Genomic DNA, 24293 nt, shown 5'->3' with positions numbered 1-24293 from the left:
CAACCGTCTCGCCGGTATGAGCGGTATGAGCGGCCGGCGAGATGGACGTGCCGCGTGTGGAGTGGGGTGGCCGGTCCAGGCGGCGACGAGGTCGTCGGTGTCCCCAGGGCTGCTCGCCCGCCCGGCGTCCTTGGTGCCGACTCGCTCGCTCCGTAATGACTATCGGACCTGCATACCGCCCGCGGTGGTGGCATCAGCAGTAGCATATGGAGCATGAGCGAGCCTACTCAGAAGTACTCCATCACGATGCCCCGTGACATCGCCGAGGCCGCTCGTGCGCGCAGTGGCCCCTCCGGCCTGTCGTCCTACGTCGCCGCGGCCGTCGCCCGCCAGATCGAGCGCGACAACCTCAACGACCTCATTCAGGTCGCCGAGGCTGAGCACGGCGCCATCACGGAGGAGGAGGTCCAGGCTCTGCGGGACCAGCTCCACCAGGCGCGCAAGCAGCAGCGCCAGAGCGGGGCGGACGCGGCGTGACGCACACCCCCGCCACCCCGGGCGGCACCCTGGTCCTCGACAGCGAAGGGCTGGCCAAGGCCGTCCTGCGTGACCGCGCAGTGACCGGCTGGCTCGCTCTGGCTCGCGCCGATGACCTGCGCGTGATCACATCGGCAGCCACCCTCGTCGAAGTGGTACATCCCCGCATCAACCGCCCGGCTCTGGAGTGGACCCTTTCGCGTCTGGTCGTCGAACCGGTCAGCGAGCCGATCGCCCGGCAGGCGGCCACGCTCCTTGCCGAAGCCGGCCTGCACGGCCACAAGTACGCCATCGACGCCATGTTGTGCGCCACCGCCCTCGCCGCGCCCGGCCCGGTCACGGTTCTCACCTCCGACCCGGACGACCTCACAGCGCTCGGCGGCGGGCGTATCACCGTGATCAAGGTCTGACGGCGGCGCTCAGCCCTCGAAGCCGGAATCAGCTGTCGCAGCGGGGGCGGCCAGGGCGAGCCGTTCGTCGGCGGCTGCGCCTGGATGCGGCAGTCCAGCGTGCCTGCCTGGCGTGGCCAGGTGCCGTCGCACTGTCCGCGCGGCCCCCGTCATCCTCCGCGGCTGGATTTGACCGGCACGAGCGCCCGGGTCTGGTGCCGTGACCTACGTATGGGGTGGCAGCGTCGGGTGCGCGTCCGTGGGGACGAGTTGGACCAGGCCTGCCCGGGTTCCGTGCGCCTCCGTGTGCGCCGCTCGGACTCGCCAGGTGCCTGGCGGGAGGGGCAGTGGGGCGTAGGACGGGGTGCCGCCGTCGGGGTATTCCTGGTTCAGATCCGAGCCCGCTTCGGCTGAGTCCATCAGGACCGCTGGGCCGTCGGTCGTCCAGGTGCCGTACTCCTCCCAGGGGGCGTCGGCCTCGTTGTCCGCTGCCAGCCGGCGTAGGAAGAGGTCGTGTTCGGGTACGTAGTGCGTCGTGGCTGGTTCGTCCCGCGTCCGCCCACTCCGGGGCGAGCCGTCCGCCTTCCTCAGCCACGCGTCGCCGTCACCAGCCAGCTCCGTGACCTCAGTCGCACCCCCGCCTCCGTCGCGTACGCCGTGAATGCCTCGGTTGCCGCATCCCGCGCGCGGGCGACCGCCTCAGCCGGTGTGTCGCGGAGCCAGTGGCGCATCGGGCCCCAGCCGAAGAGGAACGCCGACGCGTCGGCGGGGTCTGCACCCCAGAGTTGGTGGGTTTCCAGGGGTTCCACCTCGATCGACGTGTAGCCCGCCCTGGAGAGGACGTCCCTCGACCGCGCCGGGTCCGCGAAGGAGGCCGGGCCCGTCTTCGACGCCGCCGTCAGGTCCGGCAGGGGTGCGTACTGCGCCACCGCCTCGAAGATCCTGGCCTGGTCCAGGCGGTCGAAGGACTGGGGGCACACGAACGCCAGGCGGCCTTCCGGGCGCAGGGCGCCGGCGATGTTCGTGAACGCCGCCACCGGGTCCGTGAAGAACATGACGCCGTAGCGGCTCAGGGCGACATCGAACGTCGCCCGTTCGAAAGGGTGAACCTGGGCGTCGCCCTGGACGTGGGTCACATGGGTGAGGCCTTCGGTCTCGGCGGTCGCGCGGGCACGTTCCAGCATGGGGGTCGACAGGTCGATGCCCACCGCCCGGTGCGCGCTGCGTGCGGCCAGCCGGGTCACGTGGCCGTTGCCGCAGCCGATGTCCAGGACCGTGTCGGTGCCGCGCAGTGCGGCCGCGTCGAGGAGCGGGCCGTTCAGGGAGTCGTTCAACGCGTCGTAGCGCGCCTGGTGTTCGGCCCAGTGCCGGCCCTCGTAGCCGTTCCAGGCCTCGAACTGGTGCGTGTTCGCGATGGGGGTGTCCGCCATGGGGTCATCGTGCCCTGCGGGGATCGGTTCCGGGGCCGGTTCCAGGGGTGGATTGCTCCAGCCGCGTCCCGTGAGGGCTGTGGGGTAAGCACCATGAGTTCATGTATGTAAATTCTGTTCATTGTATTGATTCGGGTGCAACTCTCTGCATAGAGTCCCGCCACCTCGCCCGTACGGAATGGACGGAGCTTCCCGTGTCGAAGCAACTCCGCAAGCCAGTACGAACGCGGCGGCTCGGCGCGTTCGCCGCCGTGGTGGTCGCCGCCGCCGTCACCGCCACCGGGTGTTCCTCGGGCTCCTCCGGTCAACAGCAGGACGACTCCGCGCCGTTGGAGGTCTGGATCCGGCAGGACGCCGGAAGCCCCGCCGCCGAGTCGGCGGAGGCGCTCACCAAGGCGTTCTCCGAGGAGAGCGGCATCGAGGCGAAGCTCGTCGCGGTCGGCGTGAACGACTTCGAGACCAAGCTCCAGCAGCGCACCGCGCAGAAGGACCTTCCCGACATCGTCATCAACGACACCGGCCAGCTGGGCAACCTGGTGACCCAGGGGCTGGTCCGCGAGGTGGACCGGAAGGGCGTGGCCGGGAGCGGCGACATCGCCGACCGCGCCTGGGAGGCGGCGCAGGGGTACGACGGCAAGTACTACGGGGTGCCCTTCAACTCGCAGGCGTTCGCCCTGCTGATACGCAAGGACTGGCGGGAGAAGGTGGGGGCTCAGGTGCCCTCCTCCTGGGACGAACTCATCCAGCTCGCCGACACGTTCACCGACAAGGACCCCGACGGCAACGGCAAGAAGGACACCGCCGGCATGGTCGTGCCCGGCAGCACCACCCGGGGCTATCTGACCTGGTGGTTCTCCACCATGCTGTGGTCGGAGGGCGGTGACTTCGTCAAGAAGGACGGTGACGGGTACAGCGCCGCCGTCGACGACCCCGCCTCCGTCAAGGCCGTCGAGAAGCTCCAGGCCATGTTCTGCGACTCCAAGGTCGTGCAGCCCGGCGCCAGCACCGCCGACTCCGCCACCACCCACACCGTCTTCGAGAGCGGCAAGGGCGGCATCTACCTGACCGGGCCGTACATGCTGCCGCGCTTCGACGGCTCGCTGGGCAAGGACAAGTACGAGGTCGTCGCCGCCCCGCCCGGCACCGGTGGCGAGGCGGCCCTGGCCGAGGGCGAGAACGTCTACCTGATGGCCGGATCCGGCAACGAGAAGGGCCAGCAGGAGTTCGCCGAGTTCGCCGCCTCCCCCGCCGGGCAGAAGATCGGCCTCGGCGTCGACAACGGCGGCATCATCGTCCGGCTGCCGGTCAACACCAAGGTCGACGGTGCCGCGGAGCGCGACGACCCGCGCTGGGACGTCTTCCAGGAGGTCTACGACGACCACGGCCGCAACGCCCCCGCCCTGCCCAACTGGGCCACGGTTCGCCAGATCTCGTCCGAGGGACTGAACGGCGTGGTCTCCCAGTGCTCGCGCGACGTCGCCGGGGCGATGGGTGAGCTCGCCGACGAGATCGACGCCGAGCTGGAGAAGCAGGAGGCCAAGGGCTGATGACGGTGACCGAGGCGCGGGCGGCGTCGCGGAAGCCGGAGGCCCGACGCCCGTCCCGTACGGCTCCGCCGGTGCGGGCGCGGCTGCGGCGCGCCGCGACACCGTGGCTGTTCCTGGCACCTGCCCTGCTGCTGTTCCTCTACTTCAAGTTCATCCCCATGGCGCAGGCCGTGCGGATGAGCTTCGAGGAGGTGCGGCCGTTCCTCGGCAACACCTACGTCGGGGGCGAGAACTACGCCGAGATCGCCGGCAGTTCCGACTTCGGCGCCGCGGTGTGGCACACGGTCGTGCTGGCGGTGGCGACGACGGCCGGTTCCATCGTGCTGGGGCTGGCGCTGGCCCTGCTGCTGGAGGGCCAGACCCGCTCGCTGTGGTTCATCCGCTCCGCGATCTTCCTGCCGGTCGTCACGGCCATGGCGGTGGTCGCCGAGGTCTGGCGGGTCATGTACTACCCGGCGGAGGGCGGCGCGCTGAACTCGGTGCTCGGCGTCCTCGGTCTGGGACCGAGCGAGTTCCTCAACTCCCCTGACAGCTCGCTGGCGTCCATCGCCTTCGTCGGCATCTGGCGCGGGGCCCCGTACGACATGATGATCTTCCTCGCCGGGCTGGCCGGGGTGGACCGGGTGCTCTATGAGGCCTCCGCGGTCGACGGCGCCTCGCGGTGGCGGCGGATCTGGCACGTCACCCTGCCGGGGCTGCGGCCGGTGTTCGCCATTCTGCTGACGCTCGCCGCGATCCGGGGGCTGCGCATCTTCACCGAGGTGTTCCTGCTGACCAACGGCGGGCCCGACGGCTCCACCGAGGTGCTGCTGACCCTCACGTACAAACTCGGCCTCGAACGCAACGAGTTGGGGGTCGCCGCGGCCGGGACCGTACTGCTGTTCCTGGTGCTGCTGGTGCTGACCGTGGCGTCGCGCCTGCGCCGGAGGGAGGTCCGATGAGGAACGAGACCGCGCTCGGGCTGGCGGAGGCGCGCGGGCCGTGGGCCCGGGTGCTGCGGTTCGTGCTGTACACCGCCCTGTTCATGGTCTTCGCCGGGCCGCTGCTGGCGCTGATGATCGGCGCGTTCACCCCGACCGTGGACCCCACGCAGTTCACCCTGCTGCCCGACCGGCTGTCCCTGGACAACCTGGAACGGGCGATCGACCGCAACGTGCTGGACTACCTGCTCAACTCCTTCGTCGTGGTGGGCGGCGGGCTGGCGCTCCAAGTGCTGGTGAGCGTGTTCGCCGGGTACGCGCTGGCCCGCAAGCGGTTCCGCGGGTCGGCGGCGGTGCTGGTGCTCATCCTGGCGACGATGATGCTGCCGGAGGAGGTGCTGGCCGTCCCCCTGTCGGTGCTGCTGGCGGACCTGCCCGTGCTGCACGTCAGCCTGGTGGGCTCACTGGTCGGCATGATCGTGCCGGTGGCCGCCTGGGGCTTCTCCATCCTGGTGATGACCGAGTTCATGAAGGAGATCCCCAAGGAGCTGGAGGAGTCGGCGCGGCTGGACGGCGCGGGCGAGTTCCGTGTGTTCTGGCAGGTCGTGCTGCCGTTGTGCCGGCCCGCGCTCGGGGTGATCGGCATTTTCGGGTTCACGATGATCTGGGACCAGTACATGCTGCCGCTGCTGGTCGCCACCGACCCGGCGCAGTACACCCTGCCGCTGGCACTGCGCTCCCTGCGCTCGGACGACCAGGTGGGCATCGGGGTGCTGCTGATGGGCGCGTTCCTGGCGATGCTGCCGTCGGTGCTGGCGTTCCTGGCGCTCCAGCGGTCGTTCATCCGGGGGCTCACCTCGGGGGCTGTGAAGGGGTAGGACGCGGCACGCCGTGCAGCTGTGGGACACGGTGTGCCGCGCGCTGACGGGGAGCACCCTGCGGCGTGTCCCCCACGCGAGCTACGTGAGGTGTCCACCGGGAGGTGACGCCTTGCGCGCGGCGGATCCGTAACGTCGGGGCGGTCGGTGCGGCGGACACCTGCCGCGGTCCACAACCCCGTTCGTCGAGGAGCTGAGTCGTGCGCGTCGTGTGGCAGTTGCTGGCCGTGGTGGTGGTGTCCCTGATCGGGGGACAGTGCGTCGCCGCCGCCGAGGACAATCCGTGGCTCACGCTCGGTCTCGGCCTGGCGACGGCGGTGCTGGCCGTGTACGTCTACGCGTGGGTCGTGGGGCGGACCGAGCGGCGGACGGTCACGGAGGTGGCCCGGAAGGGCGCGGCGGGGGCCCTCTTCCGGGGGCTGCTGATCGGCGTGCTGGTGTTCGGGGCCGTGGTGGCGAACATCGCCTTCGTGGGCCACTACGAGGTGGACGGCTGGGGGTCGGCCACGGGCGCCGTGGGGCTGGCCGGATTCATGGCCGCCGCCTCCGTCACCGAGGAACTCCTGTTCCGCGGCGTAGTGTTCCGGATCATGGAGGAGCGTGCCGGCACCTGGGCCGTGCTGATCGTGACCAGTGTGCTGTTCGGCGCGTGGCATCTGGCGAACCCCGACGCGAGCCTGTGGGGCGTGGCCGTCATCACGCTGTCGGCGGGACCGATGCTGGGCGCCGCGTACGTCGCCACCCGCAACCTGTGGGTGCCGATCGGGCTGCACTTCGGGTGGAACTACGCCGCGTCCGGCATCTTCAGCACCGAGGTCTCCGGCAACGACACCCAGCAGGGCCTGCTGGACGCCTCCACGTCCGGGCCGACCCTGATCAGCGGGGGTGAGTTCGGGCCCGAGGGCAGCATGTACACCCTGGTGTTCTGCCTGCTCGTCGCCGCCGGGTTCCTGTGGCTGGCCCGTCGGCGGGGCACGATGACGGTCCGCCGCTCGAAGCGTGTCGACCCCGTGGTGCTCGCCGGTGACTCCTCTGCGGGGGCGCGGGAGGTCTGGGCCGGCTGCACGTCACGGTCCGGGACCTCCCGTTCGCCGTGCTGCTGTTCGCCACGGCGTTCGTGCCCGACTTCCACGGGAGCGGCACGGAGATCGGCAGCACGGTGGACCGGCCGTTCGACGCGGTGGCCGTCGTGGCGATCGGTCTGCAGTGCCTTCCGCTCGCCCTGCGGCGGCGGTGGCCGCTGATCTGCCTGGTCCTGGTGGCGGGCGGGTTCGCCCTCGACCAGCTGTGCGGCTACCACTCGGTCGCCGCGAGCGCGCTGCCCCTGGCGCTGCTCAGCACGGGTGCCCATCTGGAGCGGTACCGGCGCACGGCGGTGGCCGGCCTGTCGCTGGCGTACGTCGCCCTGGTCGCCGAGTTCGTGCGGCGCGGGACGGAGGAGCCGGCGGCCGAGTTCGTGTCGTTCTACGTGGCCCTGTGCCTGCTGTGGGGCGGCGGGGTGTGGCTGCGTTCCACCCGGCTCGCGGAGGCGGAGCGGCGCCATCAGGTGGCGGAGCAGAGTCGAGCCGCCGAACGGGCGCGTATCGCTCGTGAGTTGCACGACGTGGTGACCCATCACGTGACCGCGATGGTGGTGCAGGCGGAGGCGGCCCGCTACCTGACGGCCGCGCCCGACCGGCTCGACGAGACCCTGACCGCGGTCACCGACACCGGCCGCCGCGCCGTCGCCGATCTGCGGCATCTGCTGGACCTGCTCAACCCGGACCACGGTGTGGGTTCCCGTACCCCGCCCGTGGGGCGGCTGCTCACCCTGGTCGAGCAGACCCGCCGGGCCGGGCAGCCGGTGGAGTTCACCGAGAAGGGCACCCCGGCCACGTCGACGGGGAGTGCCGATCTCGTGGCCTACCGGGTGGTGCAGGAGGCCCTCACCAACGCCCTCAAGTACGCTCACGGGCAACGTACTTCGGTCCTGGTGCAGCACAGCGAGAGGGACATCACCGTGGAGGTCGGCACGGACGGTCCCGGAACGGCGGGCGGGACCTCACCGGGCGGCAGCGGGCGGGGGCTGGCCGGTCTGCGGGAGCGGGTGGACGTCCTCGGCGGCGAGTTCGACGCGGGTCCGCGGCCCGGCGGAGGGTTCGCCGTACGGGCGCGGATACCCAACGGGAGCGGCTCGTGAGCGGCACGCCCGTGCGGGTGCTCGTGTGCGACGACCAGACGCTGGTGCGCACCGGGCTGGTGACGATCATCGGCGCGCAGTCCGACATGGAGGTGGTGGGCGAGTGCGCCGACGGGCAGGCCGCCGTCGAGCTCGCCGCGAGGGTACGTCCTGACGTCGTCGTGATGGACGTCCGGATGCCGGTGCTCGACGGCATCGAGGCCACCCGGCTGCTGGCCGGCGCAGGGGTGCGGGACCCGGTCAAGGTGCTGGTGGTGACCACGTTCAACCTCGACGAGTACGTGTACGAGGCGCTGCGCGCCGGGGCGAGCGGCTTCCTGCTGAAGGACGCCCCGCCGGACCGGCTGCTGCTGGGCATCCGCACGGTGGCCTCGGGCGCGGCGCTGCTCGACCCGGACGTCACCCGGCAGCTGGTGGGCCGGTACGCCTCCCGGATCCGGCCCAGCGAGGACGGCGCCCGGCAGATCCCGCTGACCCCACGTGAGTTGGAGGTGCTGCGGCTCATCGCGGACGGGCTGTCCAACAGCGAGATCGCGGCGGCGCTGGTGATCAGCCAGGAGACGGTGAAGACGTTCGTGTCACGCATCCTGTCGAAACTGCAGCTCCGGGACCGGGTGCAGGCGGTGGTGTACGCGTACCGGCGAGGTCTGGTCAGCTGACCCGGGGGCCTGGGCCACGCCGGGTGCGTGAAGGATCAGTCGTGCGTCCCTTCGGCGACCTGACCGTCTCCGCGCGCCAGGGGGGTTCGGCCTGCCGATCGGCTGGTCCCGAGGTGGTCCGCCGATTGCGTGGGCGCGGGCCGGGCCCCCGTCGCCCCGCCACCGCCGGCGTCGGCCGCGGACGCCAGCTCGATCTCGTCGCCCGTCCGGACCCGGTCGTGGAACCACTCGGCGTCCGCCAGGCTCATGCCCACCCAGCCCGTGGTGCCGGACAGGGCCCGCAGCAGCCGGGCGTCGAAGGAGAGGGGTCCGGCGTAGACGCGCTCGCCGTCGGGGGTGCGCAGCTGGACCAGGTAGGGGACCTTGACGCTCTGGACCGTGGTCCTGGTGGTCCGCAACGGCAGTACCCCGCCGTCGGTCCGGGCGATCACGGTGAGCCGGGTGCCGGGCGGGAACCGGCCCGAGGCCCGCGTGTCGACGCGCAGGACGCGGCCGGCGAGGGTGAGGGTCCGCAGGCCCAGGTCCAGCCGGCCGGCCGAGGGGCGGGGCGCCCGGGAGGGGGCCGCGACGCTCGGGGACCGCGCGGCCGAGGGCGAGACGGCCGGTGTGGCGCCGGGCCGGTGCCGTGTCCCGCCGGGCGGCTCGGTGTGCAGGGTGAGGGCCACCACCGTCGCCGCGCAGGCCGCCGTGGCGGCCGTGCCGAGGGCGAGGACGGCCCTGCGGCGGCGTGAGCGGCGCCGGGCGCGGTCCCTGACCTCCGCGGCGGCCAGGCGCGGCGGCCTCTCGTGCCGGGAGGCCAGTTCCCGCAGGGCACCGCGGAGTTCATCCGACACGGCCGCCCTCCTCCCAGGCCGGCTCCTCGGCCTCGTCCACCGCCAGGTGCCTGGCCAGTGCCGCCCGGCCGCGGGACAACCGGGCCTTGACCGTCCCCACCGGCGCGCCGGTCTCGGAGGCTACCTGCTCGACACTGAGGTCGCACAGATGGTGGAGCACGACCGCCATCCGCTGGGCCTCCGGGAGTTGGCGCAGCGCGGCGACCAGAGCGGTGCGGTCGGGTCCGGGGCCGGGGGTCGCCTCCGGAGGCGGGGAGTGGCGCACCAGTTCAAGCCAGCGCTTGGCGCGGCGCCAGCGGCTCACGGCGAGGCGCATGGCGACGGTGCGCACCCACGCCTCCGGCGCCTCGTCGGCCAGCAGCCGGTGGCGCCGGTCCCAGGCGCGCACGAACGCCTCCTGCACCACGTCCTGGGCCTCGCCGAGGTCCCCCGTGAAGGCGAAGAGCTGGCCGGTGAGACGGGGGAAGGCGGCCGCGTAGAAAACGTCGAACTCGTCCTCGTCCATGCCCTCCACCCCAGTCTCGGATCACCGTCGTGGACCGTTCGTCACCGCCTCGCGGTCCGGCCCGGCAGGTCGCGCACATCGAAGCACGCCCGTCTGAGAAGACGCCGAACAAGGGCGCCGGGATCAGTCGGTCCGCCGTGCCGGTGGGGCTGGGCCCGGTGCGGGGCCGCGCGGGGTGTGACGTACGGCTCGTTCCGCCGGGCGGGCAAGGCGGCCGGCCCGGGCTTCGTGACGTTTTCCACAGTGCCACTACGTCCCGGTAACTCTGCCCAGCCGTCGGTGCCTTGACCGATGTGTTCCGTGTCACCCGAAAGGCAGAACGGGTCAAATCGGACATGGATCAGAGCCGGCCATGGCCGCTTCGGAGTTCGTACAGAACACTCGGAACCTCCCGGAGTACGACAGTTCGGACCAAAGAGAGCATGCGCGGCCATGACCCACTCCCCCGAAACGCCTGAAGTACCGATACGTCCCTACGCGGTGACCGCCGCGGAGGTCGTCCCCGGCGACCTGTTCGCCCTGACGCCCGAGGACGCGGCGCGGCACCACTGGTACGTCGTCACGCACACGCTGCCCGTCTCCCCGGAGGTGATCCGGGTCACGCTGCGGCCGCCGCTCGGCGGGGTGGACCGCGAGGAGGATCTGCGGCGCGAGCAGACGGTGACCGTAGCGGGGCGCCGGCTGGATGTGGCCGCGGTGCCGCGGGTGAGCTCGCTCTCCCTGGACGGCGTGGAGTTCCGCGACGGCGACCGGCTGGTCGTCCTGCGCGCGGTGGACCCAATGGCCGACGAGGTGACGTACGTACGCCGTTTCGGTGCCTGGCACCGGGACGCCGGGGAGGACTCCGGCGCGGGCGCGACCGACACGCAGGTGCGGCGCTGGGCCGCCGGCGCCGACTCGGAGGGACGGGTCGTACGGCACGAGCCGCGTCCCGCGCGGACGGCGGCGGCGGCCGGGCCGCGCCGGGTGGTGGTCACCGGGCTCGGTGCCGTCACCCCGCTGGGCGTCGGCACCGGCGCGTTGTGGCAGGGGCTGCTCGAAGGGCGGCACGGCATACGGGAGTTGACGGACGAGGAGTTCGACGGGCTGCCGGTGCGGATCGCCGGCACGGTGCCGGTCGACCCGGCCGGGCTGCTGCCCCGGCAGGCGGCGCGGCGGATGAACCGGGCTGCCCAGTTCGCGGTGCTGGCCGCGCGGGAGGCATGGGCCGACGCCGGGTACGCCGACGGCGGCACCCGTGAGAGCGGGCTGGACCCGGAGCGGGTCGGGGTGAGCCTCGGCGCCATCCTCGGGGACGCGTCGGTGCTGGTCGGCGGGGACCGTCGGCTGCGGGAGCGGGGGCCGCGGGGCGTCTCCCCGCTCACCACGCCGATGACCGTGCCGTCACAGGCGGCCTCGCAGGTGTCGCTCGACCTGCACATCACCGGGGAGGCCCGCACGGTGACCAGCGCGTGCGCCTCGGGCACGGAGGCGATCGGGCAGGCCGTGGACCGGATCCGGTACGGCAGGGTGGACATCGCCCTGGCGGGCGGTGCCGAGGCGGTCGTCACGCCCGCGATCATGGCGTCCTTCGCGGCGATGCGGGCGCTGGCGGAGGGTGACCCGAACCACGGGTCGCCGTCGCGGCCGTTCGCCAAGGACCGGGACGGGTTCGTCAACGGCGAGGGGGCGGGGGTGCTGGTGCTGGAGTCCGAGGAGCACGCGCGGGCCCGCGGGGCGCGGATCTACTGCGAGGCGGCCGGGTGGGGGCTGTCGGCGGACGCCCACCATGTGGCGGCTCCGGACCCGTCCGGCGACGGCATCGCGCTCGCGCTGCGGCGGGCGGTGCGGGACGCGGGCGGTGAGGTGGCGGACGTCGTCCATGTGAACGCCCACGCGACCGCCACGGTCGACGGGGATCTCGCGGAGGCGCGGGCCCTGCGGGCGGTGCTGGGCGGGCGGGACGTACCCGTGACCGCGCTGAAGGGGCACCTGGGGCATCTGCAGGGGGCCGCGGGCGGGGTCGAGGCGGTGGCCGCGGTGCTGACGCTGCGGCATGGGGTGGTGCCGGCGACGGTGGGGTGCGCGGAGGTGGACGACGGGATCGATCTGGACGTCGTCCGGGGCGCTCCGCGTCCGTTGCCGGACACCGGTGATCTTGTGCTGAGCAACTCGTTCGGGTTCGGGGGGCACAACGCGGTGCTGGCGTTGCGGCGGGTGGCGTAGCCCGGGTGCGCCTCTCGGGCGCCGCCGCGCTGGTGTGGGCCGGGGGGTGTTCGCGCAGCCCGGCGCTTACGGGGTGCCGCCGCGCCCACCCTCCCCCACTCTCGGCTCCGCTCGAGCGGGGGGACCCCCATCGCCCCAGCGGCACGACTGCCCGCGGTTGGCGACCCTTGCGGCCGCCGCCCGCCCGGGCCACCGGTGTCGGTCCAGCCGCCCGCGGCGGGGAGGGGACGGGGTGGGGGTGGGCGCCCGCAGCGGCCGGCGCGTCCGCACCGTCCACCACTCAGCACGCACTCTCGCGCCGGACCGAGGACGACCACCCCCACCCCGTCCCCGCACCACCCACCCACCGCAGGCACGGCGCGCACCCCCACCCCGGCCACGCACCACCCACACACCGCAGGCACGGCGCGCACCCCCACCGCCCAGGCGGGTCAGGCCGAGCGTTTGCGGGATGCCGTCTTCTTCGCGGACGTCTTCTTCGCCGGGGTCTTCTTCGCCGTCTTCGACGTCGTCGTCTTCGACGTCGCCTCCTTCTCGGCCTGCGACGTCTTCGACGTCGACTTCCGAGGCGACGACGCCGTCTTCTTCGCCGTGGACGTCGATTTCTTGCCGCCCGTCTCCTTCGGGGACGAACGCGACGTCTTGCGCTGCGGGAGCTCCTTGACCTCGGCGTCCTCGCCACGGGACTCCTTGGCCGCCCGGACGCTGTTCTCCAGGGCCGCCATCAGGTCCAGCACCTTGCCGCCGCGCTCCGGTGCGGGCACCTCCGGCGGGGCCTCGCCGGCCGCCTTCGCGGCGACGACCTCCTCCACCGCCTCGCGGTACTCGTCGTGCAGATCCTCCAGGTCGACCTCGCCGAGCGTGTCCATCAGCGCGTCCGCGAGGTCCAGCTCCTTGTCGCGCACGGTGACGTCCGTGTCCGGCGCGACCCCCTCGGGGGCGCGGACCTCGTCCGGCCACAGCAGCCCGTGCATGGCGATGGCGTCGCCGACCACGCGCAGCATGCCCAGCCGCTCCCGCCCGCGCAGGGCGTACTTCGTGATGGCCACCTTCTTGCTCCGCTTCAGCGCCTCCCGGAGCAGTGTGTACGGCTTCGCCGCGGGCGCGCCGCCCGCAGCGAGGTAGTACGCGGCGTCCATCTGGAGCGGGTCGATACGGTCCTCGGGCACGAAGGCGACGATCTCGATCGTCTTGGCGGTCGGGAGCGGCAGCCCCGCCAGGTCCTCGTCGGTGATCGGGATGATCGAGCCGTCCGAGTCCTCGTAGCCCTTGCCGATCTCCTGGCCCGTGACCTCACGGTCCTCCAGCTCGCAGAACTTCCGGTAACGGATCCGGCCGCCGTCCTCCGTGTGGATCTGGCGGAAGGAGATCGAGTGGTTCTCGGTGGCGTTCACCAGCTTGATCGGGATGCTGACCAGCCCGAACGAGATCGCGCCGTTCCAGATGGACCTCACGTGCAGCACCTCTCCGGTCGTCTGCCGATCAGTGTCGAAGCATTTGTCACAGTTTGCGTGAGATTCTCATCGTATGGCTCCCATCACCGAGGTGGAGGGGCGACGGCTCCCGCTCAGCAATCTGGAGAAGGTGCTGTATCCCGCCACTGGCTTCACCAAGGCGGAGGTACTGCACTACTACGCGACCGTCGCCGAGGTGCTGCTGCCGCATCTGCGGGAGCGGCCGGTGTCCTTCCTGCGCTATCCGGACGGGCCCGACGGCCAGGTCTTCTTCACCAAGAACGTGCCGCCCGGTACGCCCGACTGGGTCACCACAGCCGAGGTGCCGAGGTCCGAGGGGCCGGCCCGGATGGTGCTGGTGGAGGACCTGCCGAGCCTGATGTGGGCGGCGAACCTGGTCGCGGAGTTCCACACCCACCAGTGGCGGATCACCGACCCCGGACAGGCGGACCGCATCGTGTTCGACCTGGACCCGGGGGCGCCCGCGACCGTGGTGCACTGCTGCGAGGTCGCCCTGTGGCTGCGGGAGCGACTGGCGCGGGACGGGATCGAGGCGTACGCGAAGACGTCGGGGTCGAAGGGGCTGCATCTGCTCGCGGCGGTACGCGGGGCCTCATCCGAACAGGTGTCCGACTATGCGAAGGCGCTGGCCGTCGAGGCGGAGCGGGCGATGCCCCGGCTGGTGCTGCACCAGATGAAACGCAGCCTGCGCCCGGGGAAGGTCTTCGTCGACTGGAGCCAGAACGCGGCCCGCAAGACCACGGCCACCCCCTACACCCTGCGGGCGCGGGCCGAACCGCTGGTGTCGGCGCCGGTGACCTGGGAGGAGGTCGAGGAGTGCCGTTCCCCGGACCGGATGGCCCTGCTCGCCCCGGACATCCCCCCGCGGGTGCAGGACCACGGCGACCTGCTGGCCCCGCTGCTGGACCCCGACCACGCGGGCACGCTGCCCTGACCCGCGCTCACCCAGCCCGCGCTCGCCCCGGACGCACCGCCGCGCCTGCCTGGAACAGCACCGCCGACGCCCACCGCACACGCCACCTCACACCCGCGCCCACGTGTGCCGGTCACGGGCCGCCGCGTACAGCGCCTCCACGTCCGCCGGCTTCAGCACCCCTCCCCCGCGGGCCAGACCCGGCACGTCCGCGTCCGTCAGGACGCGCACCCCGCGCGGCGGACCGGTGACCGTCATCCGCTGGGCGCCGACCGGTACCAGCACCGGGCGGACCTCGGCCGTCAGGGCGTGGGAGGCCCGGTCGGCGTCGGCGCGCAACCGGTGCAGCAGGGGCTCGGGGGCCCGGCGGCCGAGGCCCACCAGAGGGTCGGCGACGGTCACGCGCTGTCTGTGGGCGTACAGCGCGTGCAGGGCGTACAGCCCGCCGGGGCCGATCAGCAGGTGGTGGACGCGGTGGCCGCCGGGGAGCGGCAGCGAGTGCAGGACATGAACGCCGGCGCCGTCCACGCGGTCCAGGGCGCCCCCCACGGTCTGCTGCGCGGCGAGCGCCCGCCGGCGCGGGTCGGGGCGCAGGCGGCGGGCCGGGCCGGGGTCGCGGTCGAGGCCGACCAGCAGGGCCTCGCCGGGACGGTTCGGGGCGAGGTCGTCGTCGGCGTGGAGGGCGAGCCGGGTCAGGTCGGCGGAGGTGGGGACCGGGGGCGGGCCGACGGTGACCGGGCCGGTGAGGAAGGGGGCCAGGGCGGTGAGCGCCTCCTCCTCGTACTCCTCGCCGAGCAGGTTCACGCGGGCGGCCTCACGGTCGTACCAGGCGATGGTCCTGCCGTCCGGGAGGCAGACGTACAGCCGGTCCCTGCCGTGCCGGCGGGTCGGCACGACGCGCGGTCGGTCCATGCGCCATCACCCCGCATCCATGGGACCAGGCGGGGTGCTGCCGGGGCAAGAAGCCGGTTACCTTGGACAGGAGTTGGGCGTGAGGGTGGGAGGACGCCGTTGCGTACCCGCAGGAGTCAACCCGACGTACCGGCCCCGGACAGTCCGTGGGACGAGATCGTGCCCGGCCTGTGGATGGGCGGGCACCAGGTCCGCGGGCCCGCCGGGCAGCTGGAGTCCGTGGTGGTGGACCGGCAGTTCGATCTCGTGCAGACCCTGCTGCGGCTGCCCGGTCACGGGCCGGACCCCGGGGTGGAGCACCACGTGTGGCCCATCCCGGACGGGCCGCTGGACGGCACCCAGCTGGCGGGAGTGATCCGGCTGGCCGAGGCGGCGTGCGAGGCGCAGGACGCCGGGCGCACGGTCCTGGTCCGCTGCTTCCACGGCTACAACCGCTCGGGCCTGGTCGTCGCGCACGCGCTGATGCGGCGGGGCCGGACGGCCGAGTCGGCGATCCGGCTGATCCGCTCCCGCCGCTCCTCCTGGGCGCTGCACAACGACCTGTTCGTCGACTACCTGCGGTCCGGGCTCACCACGGCCCGGCTGCTCGAGGAGCTGACGGAGTGACCGGCACCAGGCCGGCGCGTCCGGGGCGCGGAAGGGGCGGGTGACCCGGAGGGCGGAGCGCCGTCCCCGATGGCGCAGCAAGGCGGGCGGGCACCAAGGGTCGCTCCTAATGTGGCGACAAGTCACCTTCGACCTGTTGTCTCCCCCCATGGAGGTACTGCCATGTCACCGCGTCCCCCGCTCGCCCGCCGTCTGCCCATGGCGCTCGCCGTCGGGGCCCTCGCGGTCGCGACCGCCGTCACCCCCGCCCTCGCCGCCGACGACCCCGGCCAGAGCAACCAGAACAACCAGAGCAGTCAAGGGAACTGGAGCCAGCAGAGCGGCAACGGTAACGGCAACAGCAACAACAACAGCGGCTCCGGCCACAGCAGCGGGGACGACGGCGGCTCGGGCAACAACACCGGCTCGGGCTCCCACCAGCAGAGCGGCAACAGCCAGCAGGGCGGGGGCAACCAGCAGAGCGGGGGCAACCAGCAGAGCGGCGGCAACGGCGACTGGGGCAACCAGGCCGGCGGCAACCACGGCGACCAGGGCGAGTACCGCGGTGTCGTGACCACGCAGAAGCTGGCCCTGCGCAGCGCGCCCAACCGCGGTTCGCACGTCATCCGGTACGCCCACAAGGGCGAGGTCGTCTCGATCTTCTGCAAGGTCCCCGGCGACAAGGTGGACGGCAACCCGCTCTGGTACCTCCTCACGGACGGCACCTGGGCCTGGGGTCCTGCCCGGCACATCGACAACATCGGTCCCGCGCCACGCTGGTGCTGATGAGCACACCACGCGAAGCGTCACATCTGGGTAAGTTCCGGACATGAGCAAGGCCGGCATCACCCTGGCGACGGCGGATCCGCCCGCGCCCACCGTCCCCCTCACCGGGCGCCGCGGCGTGGAACTCGCCCTCATCGTCCTGGCCGTCGGGCTGTCGGTGTACGGCTACTGCGCCGTCGGCCTCGCCAGGAACGGCACCGTCCCGCCCGGCGCCGCCGGATACGGCGCCGGGCTCGGCGTGCTCGCCCTGCTGGCGCATCTGGCGGTGCGCTGGCGCGCCCCGCTGGCGGACCCGCTGCCGCTGCCGATCGGGGTCCTGCTCAACGGGCTGGGTCTGGTGCTGATCTACCGGCTCGACCTGGAGGCGCCCGGTGACCGGGGCGCCCCCACCCAGCTGATCTGGTCGACGCTGGGGGTGGCGCTGTTCATCGCGGTGATCCTGGTGCTGCGCGACCACCGGGTGCTCCAGCGGTACACCTACCTCTGCGTCACCGTCGCTCTGGTCCTGCTGACGGTGCCGATCCTCTTCCCCGCGGTGAACGGCGCGCGGATCTGGATCCGGGTGGCCGGATTCTCCATCCAGCCCGGCGAGTTCGCGAAGGTGCTGCTGGCGGTGTTCTTCGCCGCGTACCTCGCCGCGAACCGCGGCGCGCTCACCTACGCGGGCCGCCGCGTCTGGGGGATGCAGGTGCCCACCGGGCGGGTGCTCGGCCCGATCGTCGCCGTGTGGCTGGTCAGCGTGGGTGTGCTGGTCCTGGAGCGGGACCTCGGCACATCACTGCTGTTCTTCGGCCTGTTCGTGGTCCTGCTGTACGTCGCCACCGGCCGCACCGGCTGGATCGCCCTGGGCCTGCTGCTGGCGTCGCTCGGGGCGGTGGCGGTGGGCCGGCTGGAGCCGCACGTGCACCACCGGATCGAGACCTGGCTGCACCCGTTCGCCTCCATCGACGCCGGTGAGGGCCCCAACCAGATCGCGCAGTCGCTGTTCGCCTTCGCGGAGGGCGGCATCCTGGGCTCGGGACTGGGGCTCGGACACTCCGTGCTGATCGGTTTCGCGGTCAAGTCCGACTTCATCCTGGCGACGGCCGGCGAGGAACTGGGCCTGGCCGGGCTGTCCGCGATCTTCCTGCTGTACGGGCTGCTGGTGGAGCGCGGCTACCGGGCGGGGCTGGCGCTGCGCGACCCGTTCGGCCGGCTGCTCGCCGTCGGCCTCGCCTCCCTGGTGGCGCTGCAGGTGTTCGTGATCGCGGGCGGGGTGACCGGGCTGATCCCGCTGACCGGGATGGCCATGCCGTTCCTGGCGCAGGGCGGTTCGTCCGTGGTGACCAACTGGGCGATCGTGGCGCTGCTGGTCCGGCTCAGCGACAGCGCGCGGCGGCAGTCCGGCGCGGGTGCGCTCCGGTGACCCGGCACATCCGGCACGCCGCGCTGTTCTGCGCGCTGCTGCTGGTCGCCCTGCTGGTCAACGCGGCGCGGGTGCAGGTGCTGCACGCCGAGGACTACGAGGCCAACCCGGCCAACCGCCGTGCCGCCATCGCCCGCTACCAGCAGCCGCGCGGTGACATCCTGGTCGCCGGCCGGCCGGTCACCGGGTCCCGGGACACCGGGGAGCACCTGCGCTTCGAACGGACGTACAGGGACGGGCCGTTGTACGCGCCGGTGACGGGCTTCGCCTCGCAGGAGTACGGCACGACGCTGCTGGAGGACACCGAGGACGGGGTGTTGTCCGGTGCCGCCCCGGTGCTCGCGCCGCTCCCGCTGTGGAACGAGTTCACCCGCTCCCGCAGCGCGGGCGGTGACGTGCTGACCACGATCGACCCGCGGGCGCAGCAGGCTGCGTCCGAGGGCCTGCGCGGGCGGAAGGGCGCGGTGGCGGCGGTGGAGCCGTCGACCGGGCGGATCCTGGCGCTGGTGTCGGTCCCGTCGTACGACCCCGAGCCGCTGTCCGGGAACGGCAGGACGGCGCGGGAGGCCTGGGCGCGGCTGAACGCCGACCCGGACCGGCCGATGCTGAACCGGGCGGTACAGCGGACCTACCCCCCGGGGTCGACGTTCAAGGTGGTCACCGCGGCGGCGGTGCTGGACGCGGGCACGGTGAAGGACCTCGACAGGCCGACCCGCTCCCCCGACCCGTACCTCCTGCCGGGGACGACGACCCGGCTGGTCAACGGCTCCGGCGACTGCGAGGACGCCACGCTGCGCGAGGCGTTCGTGTGGTCCTGCAACACGGTGTTCGCCCAGCTCGGGGCGTCCGCCGGGGTGGCGCGGATGCGGGAGACGGCCGAGGGCTTCGGCTTCAACGACCCGGACCTGCGTATCCCGTTCCGGGTGGCGACCAGCACTTTCGACACCACGGTGGACGCGGCGCAGCTCGCGCTGTCGTCGATCGGGCAGTACAACACGCGGGCCACGCCGCTGCAGATGGCGATGGTCGCGGCGGCCGTGGCGAGCGGCGGGCAGGTGCGCGAGCCGTACCTGGTGGAGCGGACCACGCGGGCGAGCGGCGGCACGGTGGCGGCGGCCGGGTCGCGGTCGGTGCGGCGGGCCATGCTGCCGGCGACGGCGGCGCACATCCGGGAGCTGATGCGCGGTGTCGTGGAGGACGGCACCGGCAAGAAGGCGGCGATCCCCGGTGCCGTGGTCGGCGGGAAGACCGGCACCGCCCAGCACGGGCTGGGCAACTCCGGGACGCCGTACGCCTGGTTCATCTCCTGGGCGCAGCGCGAGGACGAGCTGGAGCCGAAGGTGGCGGTGGCCGTGGTGGTGGAGGACGCCGAGGGCAGCCGGCGGGAGATCAGCGGGGGCGGGACGGCGGCGCCGGTCGCCCGCGCCGTGATGGAGGCGGTACTGAAGAAGTAGGCGAACTACGGGGCGCGGGCCCGACGCCGTACACCTTCACCCTGCGTACCTCCTTCCCGCCCGGCGAAGGCCCGCACGCGCCGGGCGCACCGCTCGCCGACAAGTCGTGCGCGGGGGATTGACGGGCTTGCTGACAGGCAGTCTCATAAAGGTGACCTGCCGGTAACCCGAGACGCCCCCGAGGTGGAACCGTCATGACGACCCTGCCGGAAACCGACGCGCTCGACGGCCTGCGGGACGCGCTCGGGCAGCTGAAGGACCGGGAGCAGGTGGCCCGGCGGCTGCTGGAGTCCTCCGCGAAGCACTCCTTCGACCCGGACAAGGAGCTGGACTGGGACGCCCCCTTCGAGGACGGCAAGTGGTTCTGGCCGCCGGAGCTGGTCTCGCTGTACGGCACCCCGATGTGGCGGCGGATGAGCGAGGAGCAGCGCATCCTGCTCTCCCGGCACGAGGCGGCCGCGCTCGCCTCGCTCGGCATCTGGTTCGAGCTGATCCTGATGCAGCTGCTGGTCCGCCACATCTACGACAAGTCCGCGACCAGCGCGCACGTGCGGTACGCCCTCACCGAGATCGAGGACGAGTGCCGCCACTCGAAGATGTTCGCCCGGGTGATCGAGCAGAGCGGCACCCCCTGGTACCCGGTGAGCAGGATCCACCACAACCTGGGCCGGCTGTTCAAGACGGTCTCCACCACCCCCGGCTCGTTCACCGCGACCCTCCTCGGCGAGGAGGTGCTGGACTGGATGCAGCGGCTGACCTTCCCGGACGAGCGGGTGCAGCCCCTGATCCGGGGCGTCACACGGATCCACGTGGTCGAGGAGGCGCGGCACGTCCGGTACGCCCGTGAGGAGCTGCGGCGCCAGATGATGACGGCCCCTCGGTGGTCCCAGGAGTTCACCCGCGTCTCCTCCGGCGAGTTCGCCCGGGTGTTCTCGGTGGCCTTCGTGAACCCGGAGGTCTACACGAACGTCGGCCTGGACCGGCGCGAGGCGGTCGCCCAGGTGAAGGCGAGCGGGCACCGGCGGGACGTGATGCAGCAGGGGGCGAAGAAGCTCACGGACTTCCTGGACGACATCGGCGTGCTGCGCGGTGCGGGCCGTCGGCTGTGGCGGTCCTCGGGCCTGCTGGCGTAGGCGGCCGGGGTCTCCGGACGGGCCGGTCCGGCGCGTTCCGGGGTCGGATATCGGCCTGCCGGGGCGGGCGGCCGGCGCGGAGCCGCGGTTACGCTGCGGGCATGACCTCGCAGGCCCCCACCCCCGCCTACCGGCGCCTCAGTGTCGAGGAGCGCCGCAGCCAGCTGCTGGAGGCCGCGCTGTCCCTGTTCGCCCACCGCGCCCCGGAGGACGTGTCCCTGGACGACGTGGCGGAGGCGGCCGGAGTGTCCCGGCCCCTGGTCTACCGCTACTTCCCGGGCGGCAAGCAGCAGCTGTACGAGGCGTCCCTGAAGTCCGCCGCCGACGAGCTGCGGGACTGCTTCGACGAGCCGCACGTGGGGCCGCTGCTCCCCCGGCTGACCCGGGCCGTGGAGCGCTACCTCGCCTTCGTCGGCCGGCACGACACCGGCTTCAGCGCGCTGCTCCAGGGCGGCAGCGTGGTGGAGACCTCCCGCACCACCGCCCTGGTGGACGGGGTGCGCCGGGCCGCCGCGGAGCACATTCTCAGCCATCTCGGCGTCGCCGATCCGGGACCGCGGCTGCGGATGACCATCCGCATGTGGATCACCGCCGTGGAGGCCGCCTCCCTGATCTGGCTCGACGAGGACAAGCAGCCGCCGCCGGCGGAGCTGCGGGACTGGCTGGTGGAGCAGTTCGTGGCGCTGCTGACGGTCACCGCGCGGCGGGACGCGCAGACCGACGCGCTGGTGCGGGCGCTGGCCGCGGAGCTGTGACCCGCGGCCGATGGCCGAGACTGGTGGGGTGAAGAGCGAAGACACCCCCTTCGAGGGCGGCCCCATGGACGGGCGTGTCCTGCCCGTGCTGCTGGGCATCACCGGGCATCCGCCCAAGACGTACCGGATCCCCGTGCCGGCCCCGGACGGCGGCCCGCCCACGGTCCTCGTCTACCGCCGGGTACCCCGCGGGACGGGCAGGCTCACCGGGCTGACCGCCCGCTGGAAGTACCTCTACGACCCGACCGGGCGGGCCGGCGACGGACCGCGGTGGCCCTGGCGGAAGTCCCGCCCCGCTCCAGACGCCACGCCGCAGGGCAAGCCGGACGACGCGGACGGGTGACCGGGTTGCGCCGAACCGCGCACACTCGGCGAGCGGACCGCGCCTACCGCCTCGATGCTCGCGGTGCGGAGCGGACGAGCCGCCCCGCGTCGGAGGTGATGGCGTGTCAGGAATGCTTCTGCGTCTGGTGTGTACGGCGGCACTGGCGGCCGGGACCGTTCTCGCACCCGTGCCCGCGGCGGCCGACCCGGAACCGGGCGGCTCCCCCGCCGCGTCCGGCGGTCGCTCCGTCGCCGCACTGCTGACGGATCTTCAGACTCTGTACCGGGAGGCCGAGAAGGCCACCGAGCGCTACAACGCCACCGAGGAGGCGCTGGCCGAGCAGCGCGCCGAGACCGCGCGGCTGGACCGGGCGCTTGCCCGCACCCGGCTCTCCCTGCACGACAGCCGCGGCGCGGCCGGACGGCTGGCCCGGCAGCAGTACCAGAGCGTCACCGGCCTCTCCCCCTACCTGCGGCTGCTGCTGGCGCGCGACCCGCAGCGGGCGCTGGAACAAGGGCATGTGATCGGGCAGCTGGCGCGGGAGCGGGCGCAGACGGTGGGCCGGCTGACCGGTGACGCCAAGGAGGCCGACGAGCTGGCACGCAAGGCGCGCAAGGCACTGGACGAGCGGATCGCGCTGACCGAGCGCCGCAAGAAGGAACGCGACCAGGTCGTGGAACGGCTGCACGACGTCGAGGAGTTGCTGGCCTCGCTCACGGCGGACCAGCTGGCCCAGCTGGCCGAGCTGGAGCGGACCCGGGTCGCCGACGCCCAGCGGGAGCTGGTGGCGTCCGGGGCGCTGAGCGGCGCGGGCGCGCCGTCGGCGGCCGGTGAGCGGGCCGTGCGGTACGCGGTCGAGCAGCTCGGCAAGCCGTACGAGTGGGGGGCGGAGGGCCCGGCGACGTACGACTGCTCGGGGCTGACGTCCGAGGCGTGGCACTCCGCGGGCGCCCCGATCCCCCGGACCAGTCAGGAGCAGTGGGCGCGGCTGGAGCGGATCGCGCTGGCGGACCTGCGCCCCGGGGACCTCGTCGTGTACTTCCCGGAGGCCACGCACGTCGCCCTCTACCTGGGTGACGGCATGGTGGTGCAGGCGCCCAGGCCCGGCGCGCGGATCAAGGTGTCGCCGATCGCGGCCAACCCGGTGCTGGGGGCGGTGCGGCCCGACCCCGGCGGGGAGCCCGTGGAGCACTATGTGCCGCCGGAGCTCCCCGAGGGGGCGACGGACGGGTCCGACGAGGGCTACGGCGCCACCTACGCGCCGGCCGCGCCGGAGATCTCGGCCAGGTAGGCGCTGGTCTTCTCCGGCTCGTAGAAGAAGTTCTCGAAGTCGGCCGGGTTGTTGAAGCCGTTGGCGAAGCGGTCGGCGGCCGGCTGGAGCTGGCCTGCGGCGCCGATCAGGTTGAGGACGTGCTCCGGCGGCGGGGCGAGCATGGCGTTCGTCCACTTGGTGACGTGCCGCGCCGTGGCCCAGTAGCGGTCGAAGGTCTGCCGCATCCACTCCTCGTCGAACGGTTTGTCGCCGTGTTCGAGGATGGAGGCGAGGTAGGCGGCGGCGCACTTGGACGCGGAGTTGGAGCCCTGGCCGGTGATCGGGTCGTTGGCGACGACCACGTCGGCGACGCCGAGGACGAGACCGCCGCCGGGGAGACGCCCGACCGGGTTGCGGACGGTCGGGGCGTAACGGCCGGCCAGGGTGCCGCCGGCGTCGGTCAGCTCGACCTTGGTGGCACGCGCGTACTCCCAGGGCAGGAACTTCTCCATCAGTTCCAGGGTCAGGGAGAGGTGCTCGGCCGGGTCCTTGACGTCCTTGAAGGCGTCCAGCGGGCCGCCGGGGACGCCCTCCCAGAACAGGATGTCGGCGCGGCCGGAGATGGTGTACGTCGGCATGATGAACATCTCGCCGACGCCGGGGACCAGGTTGCAGCGGACCGCCTCGGTGTCCGGGTGCTCCGGGCGCGGGCCGAGGCCGTGCACGTAGGCGACGGCGAGGGCGCGCTGCGGCTCGCTGTACGGGGAGCGCTCGGCGTCCCGGGCGAACATCTGCACCAGCTCGCCCTTGCCCGCCGAGACGAGGACCAGGTCGTAGGCGCGGGAGAAGTAGTCGAGGTCGCCGACCGCGGCGCCGTGGATGACGAGCTGCCCGCCGCGCTGGGCGAAGGTCTCCATCCAGCCGGCCATCTTCACGCGCTGGTCCACGGACTGCGCGAACCCGTCGAGTCTGCCCAGCCAGTCGATGGCGCGCTGCGAGGGGCCCGGGTCGAAGGAGCCGGGGGCGGCGACCGAGACGCCGAGGCCCTGGATCTTCGGCGCCTGGGACTCCCAGAAGTTCAGCTGGAGGTCGCGCTCGTGCTGCAGGGCCGTGTGGAACATGCACTGCGTCGACATGACCCGTCCGGTGCGGATCTCGTCCGCGGTCCGGTTGGACATGAGGGTGACCTCGTACCCGTGCGACTGGAGTCCCAGGGCGAGCTGGAGACCGGACTGACCGGCCCCGACGACGAGTATCTTCCGCATACGGGGGACGC

At 72.8% G+C, this 24293-nt stretch carries 24 protein-coding genes and 1 pseudogene; 18 read left to right on the top strand and 7 right to left on the bottom strand.

Annotated elements, in window-relative coordinates; genetic code table 11:
- Positions 1–213: 213 nt before the first annotated feature.
- Together F3L20_RS06040 and F3L20_RS33930 are read left to right on the top strand one after the other, a co-directional pair.
- The gene (locus F3L20_RS06040) at positions 214–477 is read left to right on the top strand and encodes a CopG family transcriptional regulator (protein WP_150152836.1); all 264 of its coding nucleotides are present in this window, start codon (positions 214–216) and stop codon (positions 475–477) included.
- Positions 474–887 carry a type II toxin-antitoxin system VapC family toxin gene (locus tag F3L20_RS33930; protein WP_167534477.1) on the top strand — a complete coding sequence of 138 codons (414 nt, stop codon included), beginning with the start codon at positions 474–476 and terminating at the stop codon, positions 885–887. Before F3L20_RS06040 ends, F3L20_RS33930 begins: the two co-directional genes overlap by 4 nt.
- 204 nt (positions 888–1091) lie before the next feature.
- Here the strand turns inward: F3L20_RS33930 and F3L20_RS34425 are convergent, their stop codons facing one another.
- Together F3L20_RS34425 and F3L20_RS06020 are read right to left on the bottom strand one after the other, a co-directional pair.
- A complete protein-coding gene (locus F3L20_RS34425; protein WP_276615866.1) occupies positions 1092–1457 on the bottom strand; it encodes an Imm21 family immunity protein in 366 nt (121 codons plus the stop codon).
- The gene (locus tag F3L20_RS06020; protein WP_150152827.1) at positions 1454–2296 is read right to left on the bottom strand and encodes a class I SAM-dependent methyltransferase; all 843 of its coding nucleotides are present in this window, start codon (positions 2294–2296) and stop codon (positions 1454–1456) included. The genes F3L20_RS34425 and F3L20_RS06020 overlap by 4 nt, the downstream gene beginning before the upstream one ends.
- A gap of 194 nt (positions 2297–2490) precedes the next feature.
- Between F3L20_RS06020 and F3L20_RS06015 the strand changes: the two genes are divergently transcribed.
- From F3L20_RS06015 to F3L20_RS05990, 6 genes and pseudogenes are all read left to right on the top strand, one after another.
- Entirely contained in the window at positions 2491–3843 is a 1353-nt protein-coding gene (locus F3L20_RS06015) for a sugar ABC transporter substrate-binding protein (RefSeq protein ID WP_240810848.1), read from the top strand.
- On the top strand, positions 3843–4784 hold the full coding sequence (locus tag F3L20_RS06010; RefSeq protein ID WP_145827340.1) for a carbohydrate ABC transporter permease: 942 nt from the start codon (positions 3843–3845) through the stop codon (positions 4782–4784). The genes F3L20_RS06015 and F3L20_RS06010 overlap by 1 nt, the downstream gene beginning before the upstream one ends.
- Positions 4781–5641, top strand: a complete 861-nt coding sequence (locus tag F3L20_RS06005) for a carbohydrate ABC transporter permease (RefSeq protein WP_150152825.1) — start codon at positions 4781–4783, stop codon at positions 5639–5641. The genes F3L20_RS06010 and F3L20_RS06005 overlap by 4 nt, the downstream gene beginning before the upstream one ends.
- Positions 5642–5841: 200 nt before the next feature.
- Positions 5842–6639, top strand: a pseudogene (locus F3L20_RS06000) (lysostaphin resistance A-like protein); the annotation flags it as partial.
- A gap of 95 nt (positions 6640–6734) precedes the next feature.
- Entirely contained in the window at positions 6735–7820 is a 1086-nt protein-coding gene (locus F3L20_RS05995) for a sensor histidine kinase (protein ID WP_240810847.1), read from the top strand.
- The gene (locus tag F3L20_RS05990; RefSeq protein WP_150152821.1) at positions 7817–8479 is read left to right on the top strand and encodes a response regulator; all 663 of its coding nucleotides are present in this window, start codon (positions 7817–7819) and stop codon (positions 8477–8479) included. The genes F3L20_RS05995 and F3L20_RS05990 overlap by 4 nt, the downstream gene beginning before the upstream one ends.
- A gap of 35 nt (positions 8480–8514) precedes the next feature.
- Here F3L20_RS05990 and F3L20_RS05985 read toward each other — a convergent pair whose 3' ends face one another.
- Entirely contained in the window at positions 8515–9312 is a 798-nt protein-coding gene (locus F3L20_RS05985) for a hypothetical protein (RefSeq protein WP_240810846.1), read from the bottom strand.
- A complete protein-coding gene (locus F3L20_RS05980) occupies positions 9302–9817 on the bottom strand; it encodes a SigE family RNA polymerase sigma factor (protein ID WP_150152819.1) in 516 nt (171 codons plus the stop codon). The genes F3L20_RS05985 and F3L20_RS05980 overlap by 11 nt, the downstream gene beginning before the upstream one ends.
- 432 nt (positions 9818–10249) lie before the next feature.
- On the opposite strand from F3L20_RS05980, the gene F3L20_RS05975 reads away from it, so the two are divergent.
- The gene (locus F3L20_RS05975; RefSeq protein WP_150152817.1) at positions 10250–12022 is read left to right on the top strand and encodes a beta-ketoacyl-[acyl-carrier-protein] synthase family protein; all 1773 of its coding nucleotides are present in this window, start codon (positions 10250–10252) and stop codon (positions 12020–12022) included.
- Between the two features lie 431 nt (positions 12023–12453).
- Here F3L20_RS05975 and F3L20_RS05970 read toward each other — a convergent pair whose 3' ends face one another.
- Complete coding sequence (locus F3L20_RS05970) at positions 12454–13485, bottom strand: Ku protein (RefSeq protein WP_150152815.1); 1032 nt, start codon at positions 13483–13485, stop codon at positions 12454–12456.
- Positions 13486–13549: 64 nt separating this feature from the next.
- On the opposite strand from F3L20_RS05970, the gene ligD reads away from it, so the two are divergent.
- Positions 13550–14431: a non-homologous end-joining DNA ligase gene (ligD, locus tag F3L20_RS05965; RefSeq protein ID WP_150152813.1), complete on the top strand. Its 882-nt coding sequence runs from the start codon at positions 13550–13552 to the stop codon at positions 14429–14431.
- Between the two features lie 87 nt (positions 14432–14518).
- Here the strand turns inward: ligD and F3L20_RS05960 are convergent, their stop codons facing one another.
- Positions 14519–15322 (bottom strand): NERD domain-containing protein, encoded by an 804-nt coding sequence (locus F3L20_RS05960; protein WP_150152811.1) that lies wholly within the window; start codon positions 15320–15322, stop codon positions 14519–14521.
- Positions 15323–15421: 99 nt separating this feature from the next.
- Between F3L20_RS05960 and F3L20_RS05955 the strand changes: the two genes are divergently transcribed.
- The 8 genes from F3L20_RS05955 (at position 15422) to F3L20_RS05920 (ending at position 23056) form a co-directional block, all read left to right on the top strand.
- The gene (locus F3L20_RS05955; protein ID WP_150152809.1) at positions 15422–15928 is read left to right on the top strand and encodes a protein-tyrosine phosphatase family protein; all 507 of its coding nucleotides are present in this window, start codon (positions 15422–15424) and stop codon (positions 15926–15928) included.
- 162 nt (positions 15929–16090) lie between these two features.
- The gene (locus tag F3L20_RS05950) at positions 16091–16693 is read left to right on the top strand and encodes an SH3 domain-containing protein (protein WP_150152807.1); all 603 of its coding nucleotides are present in this window, start codon (positions 16091–16093) and stop codon (positions 16691–16693) included.
- A 43-nt stretch (positions 16694–16736) separates the two neighbouring features.
- Complete coding sequence (locus F3L20_RS05945) at positions 16737–18098, top strand: FtsW/RodA/SpoVE family cell cycle protein (protein WP_150152805.1); 1362 nt, start codon at positions 16737–16739, stop codon at positions 18096–18098.
- Complete coding sequence (locus tag F3L20_RS05940) at positions 18095–19552, top strand: penicillin-binding transpeptidase domain-containing protein (protein WP_150152803.1); 1458 nt, start codon at positions 18095–18097, stop codon at positions 19550–19552. Before F3L20_RS05945 ends, F3L20_RS05940 begins: the two co-directional genes overlap by 4 nt.
- A 194-nt stretch (positions 19553–19746) precedes the next feature.
- Entirely contained in the window at positions 19747–20685 is a 939-nt protein-coding gene (locus F3L20_RS05935) for an AurF N-oxygenase family protein (RefSeq protein WP_150152801.1), read from the top strand.
- 101 nt (positions 20686–20786) lie between these two features.
- On the top strand, positions 20787–21440 hold the full coding sequence (locus F3L20_RS05930; RefSeq protein WP_150152799.1) for a TetR/AcrR family transcriptional regulator: 654 nt from the start codon (positions 20787–20789) through the stop codon (positions 21438–21440).
- A 28-nt stretch (positions 21441–21468) separates the two neighbouring features.
- The gene (locus F3L20_RS05925; protein ID WP_145827324.1) at positions 21469–21783 is read left to right on the top strand and encodes a hypothetical protein; all 315 of its coding nucleotides are present in this window, start codon (positions 21469–21471) and stop codon (positions 21781–21783) included.
- A gap of 103 nt (positions 21784–21886) precedes the next feature.
- Positions 21887–23056, top strand: coding sequence for a C40 family peptidase (locus F3L20_RS05920; RefSeq protein ID WP_167534476.1), 1170 nt, complete (start codon positions 21887–21889; stop codon positions 23054–23056).
- Here the strand turns inward: F3L20_RS05920 and F3L20_RS05915 are convergent.
- Positions 23020–24282: a styrene monooxygenase/indole monooxygenase family protein gene (locus F3L20_RS05915; protein ID WP_150152797.1), complete on the bottom strand. Its 1263-nt coding sequence runs from the start codon at positions 24280–24282 to the stop codon at positions 23020–23022. The two genes, F3L20_RS05920 and F3L20_RS05915, sit on opposite strands and share 37 nt — an antisense overlap.
- Positions 24283–24293 lie beyond the last annotated feature (11 nt).

Source organism: Streptomyces tendae, from assembly GCF_008632955.1.
Classification (GTDB): domain Bacteria; phylum Actinomycetota; class Actinomycetes; order Streptomycetales; family Streptomycetaceae; genus Streptomyces.
Note: the sequence above shows the minus strand (reverse complement) of the source record. Positions and strands in the feature narration are given on the sequence as shown.

Excerpts from the sequence above, each read along its gene's own strand:
- F3L20_RS06005 (WP_150152825.1), top strand. The coding sequence starts at position 4,781 with ATGAGGAACGAGACCGCGCTCGGGCTGGCGGAGGCGCGCGGGCCGTGG.
- F3L20_RS05960 (WP_150152811.1), bottom strand. The coding sequence starts at position 15,322 with ATGGACCGACCGCGCGTCGTGCCGACCCGCCGGCACGGCAGGGACCGG.
- F3L20_RS06040 (WP_150152836.1), top strand. The coding sequence starts at position 214 with ATGAGCGAGCCTACTCAGAAGTACTCCATCACGATGCCCCGTGACATC.
- F3L20_RS05935 (WP_150152801.1), top strand. The coding sequence starts at position 19,747 with ATGACGACCCTGCCGGAAACCGACGCGCTCGACGGCCTGCGGGACGCG.
- F3L20_RS05975 (WP_150152817.1), top strand. The coding sequence starts at position 10,250 with ATGACCCACTCCCCCGAAACGCCTGAAGTACCGATACGTCCCTACGCG.
- F3L20_RS05945 (WP_150152805.1), top strand. The coding sequence starts at position 16,737 with ATGAGCAAGGCCGGCATCACCCTGGCGACGGCGGATCCGCCCGCGCCC.
- F3L20_RS05915 (WP_150152797.1), bottom strand. The coding sequence starts at position 24,282 with ATGCGGAAGATACTCGTCGTCGGGGCCGGTCAGTCCGGTCTCCAGCTC.
- F3L20_RS05980 (WP_150152819.1), bottom strand. The coding sequence starts at position 9,817 with ATGGACGAGGACGAGTTCGACGTTTTCTACGCGGCCGCCTTCCCCCGT.
- F3L20_RS05930 (WP_150152799.1), top strand. The coding sequence starts at position 20,787 with ATGACCTCGCAGGCCCCCACCCCCGCCTACCGGCGCCTCAGTGTCGAG.
- F3L20_RS06010 (WP_145827340.1), top strand. The coding sequence starts at position 3,843 with ATGACGGTGACCGAGGCGCGGGCGGCGTCGCGGAAGCCGGAGGCCCGA.
- F3L20_RS05950 (WP_150152807.1), top strand. The coding sequence starts at position 16,091 with ATGTCACCGCGTCCCCCGCTCGCCCGCCGTCTGCCCATGGCGCTCGCC.
- F3L20_RS06020 (WP_150152827.1), bottom strand. The coding sequence starts at position 2,296 with ATGGCGGACACCCCCATCGCGAACACGCACCAGTTCGAGGCCTGGAAC.
- ligD (WP_150152813.1), top strand. The coding sequence starts at position 13,550 with ATGGCTCCCATCACCGAGGTGGAGGGGCGACGGCTCCCGCTCAGCAAT.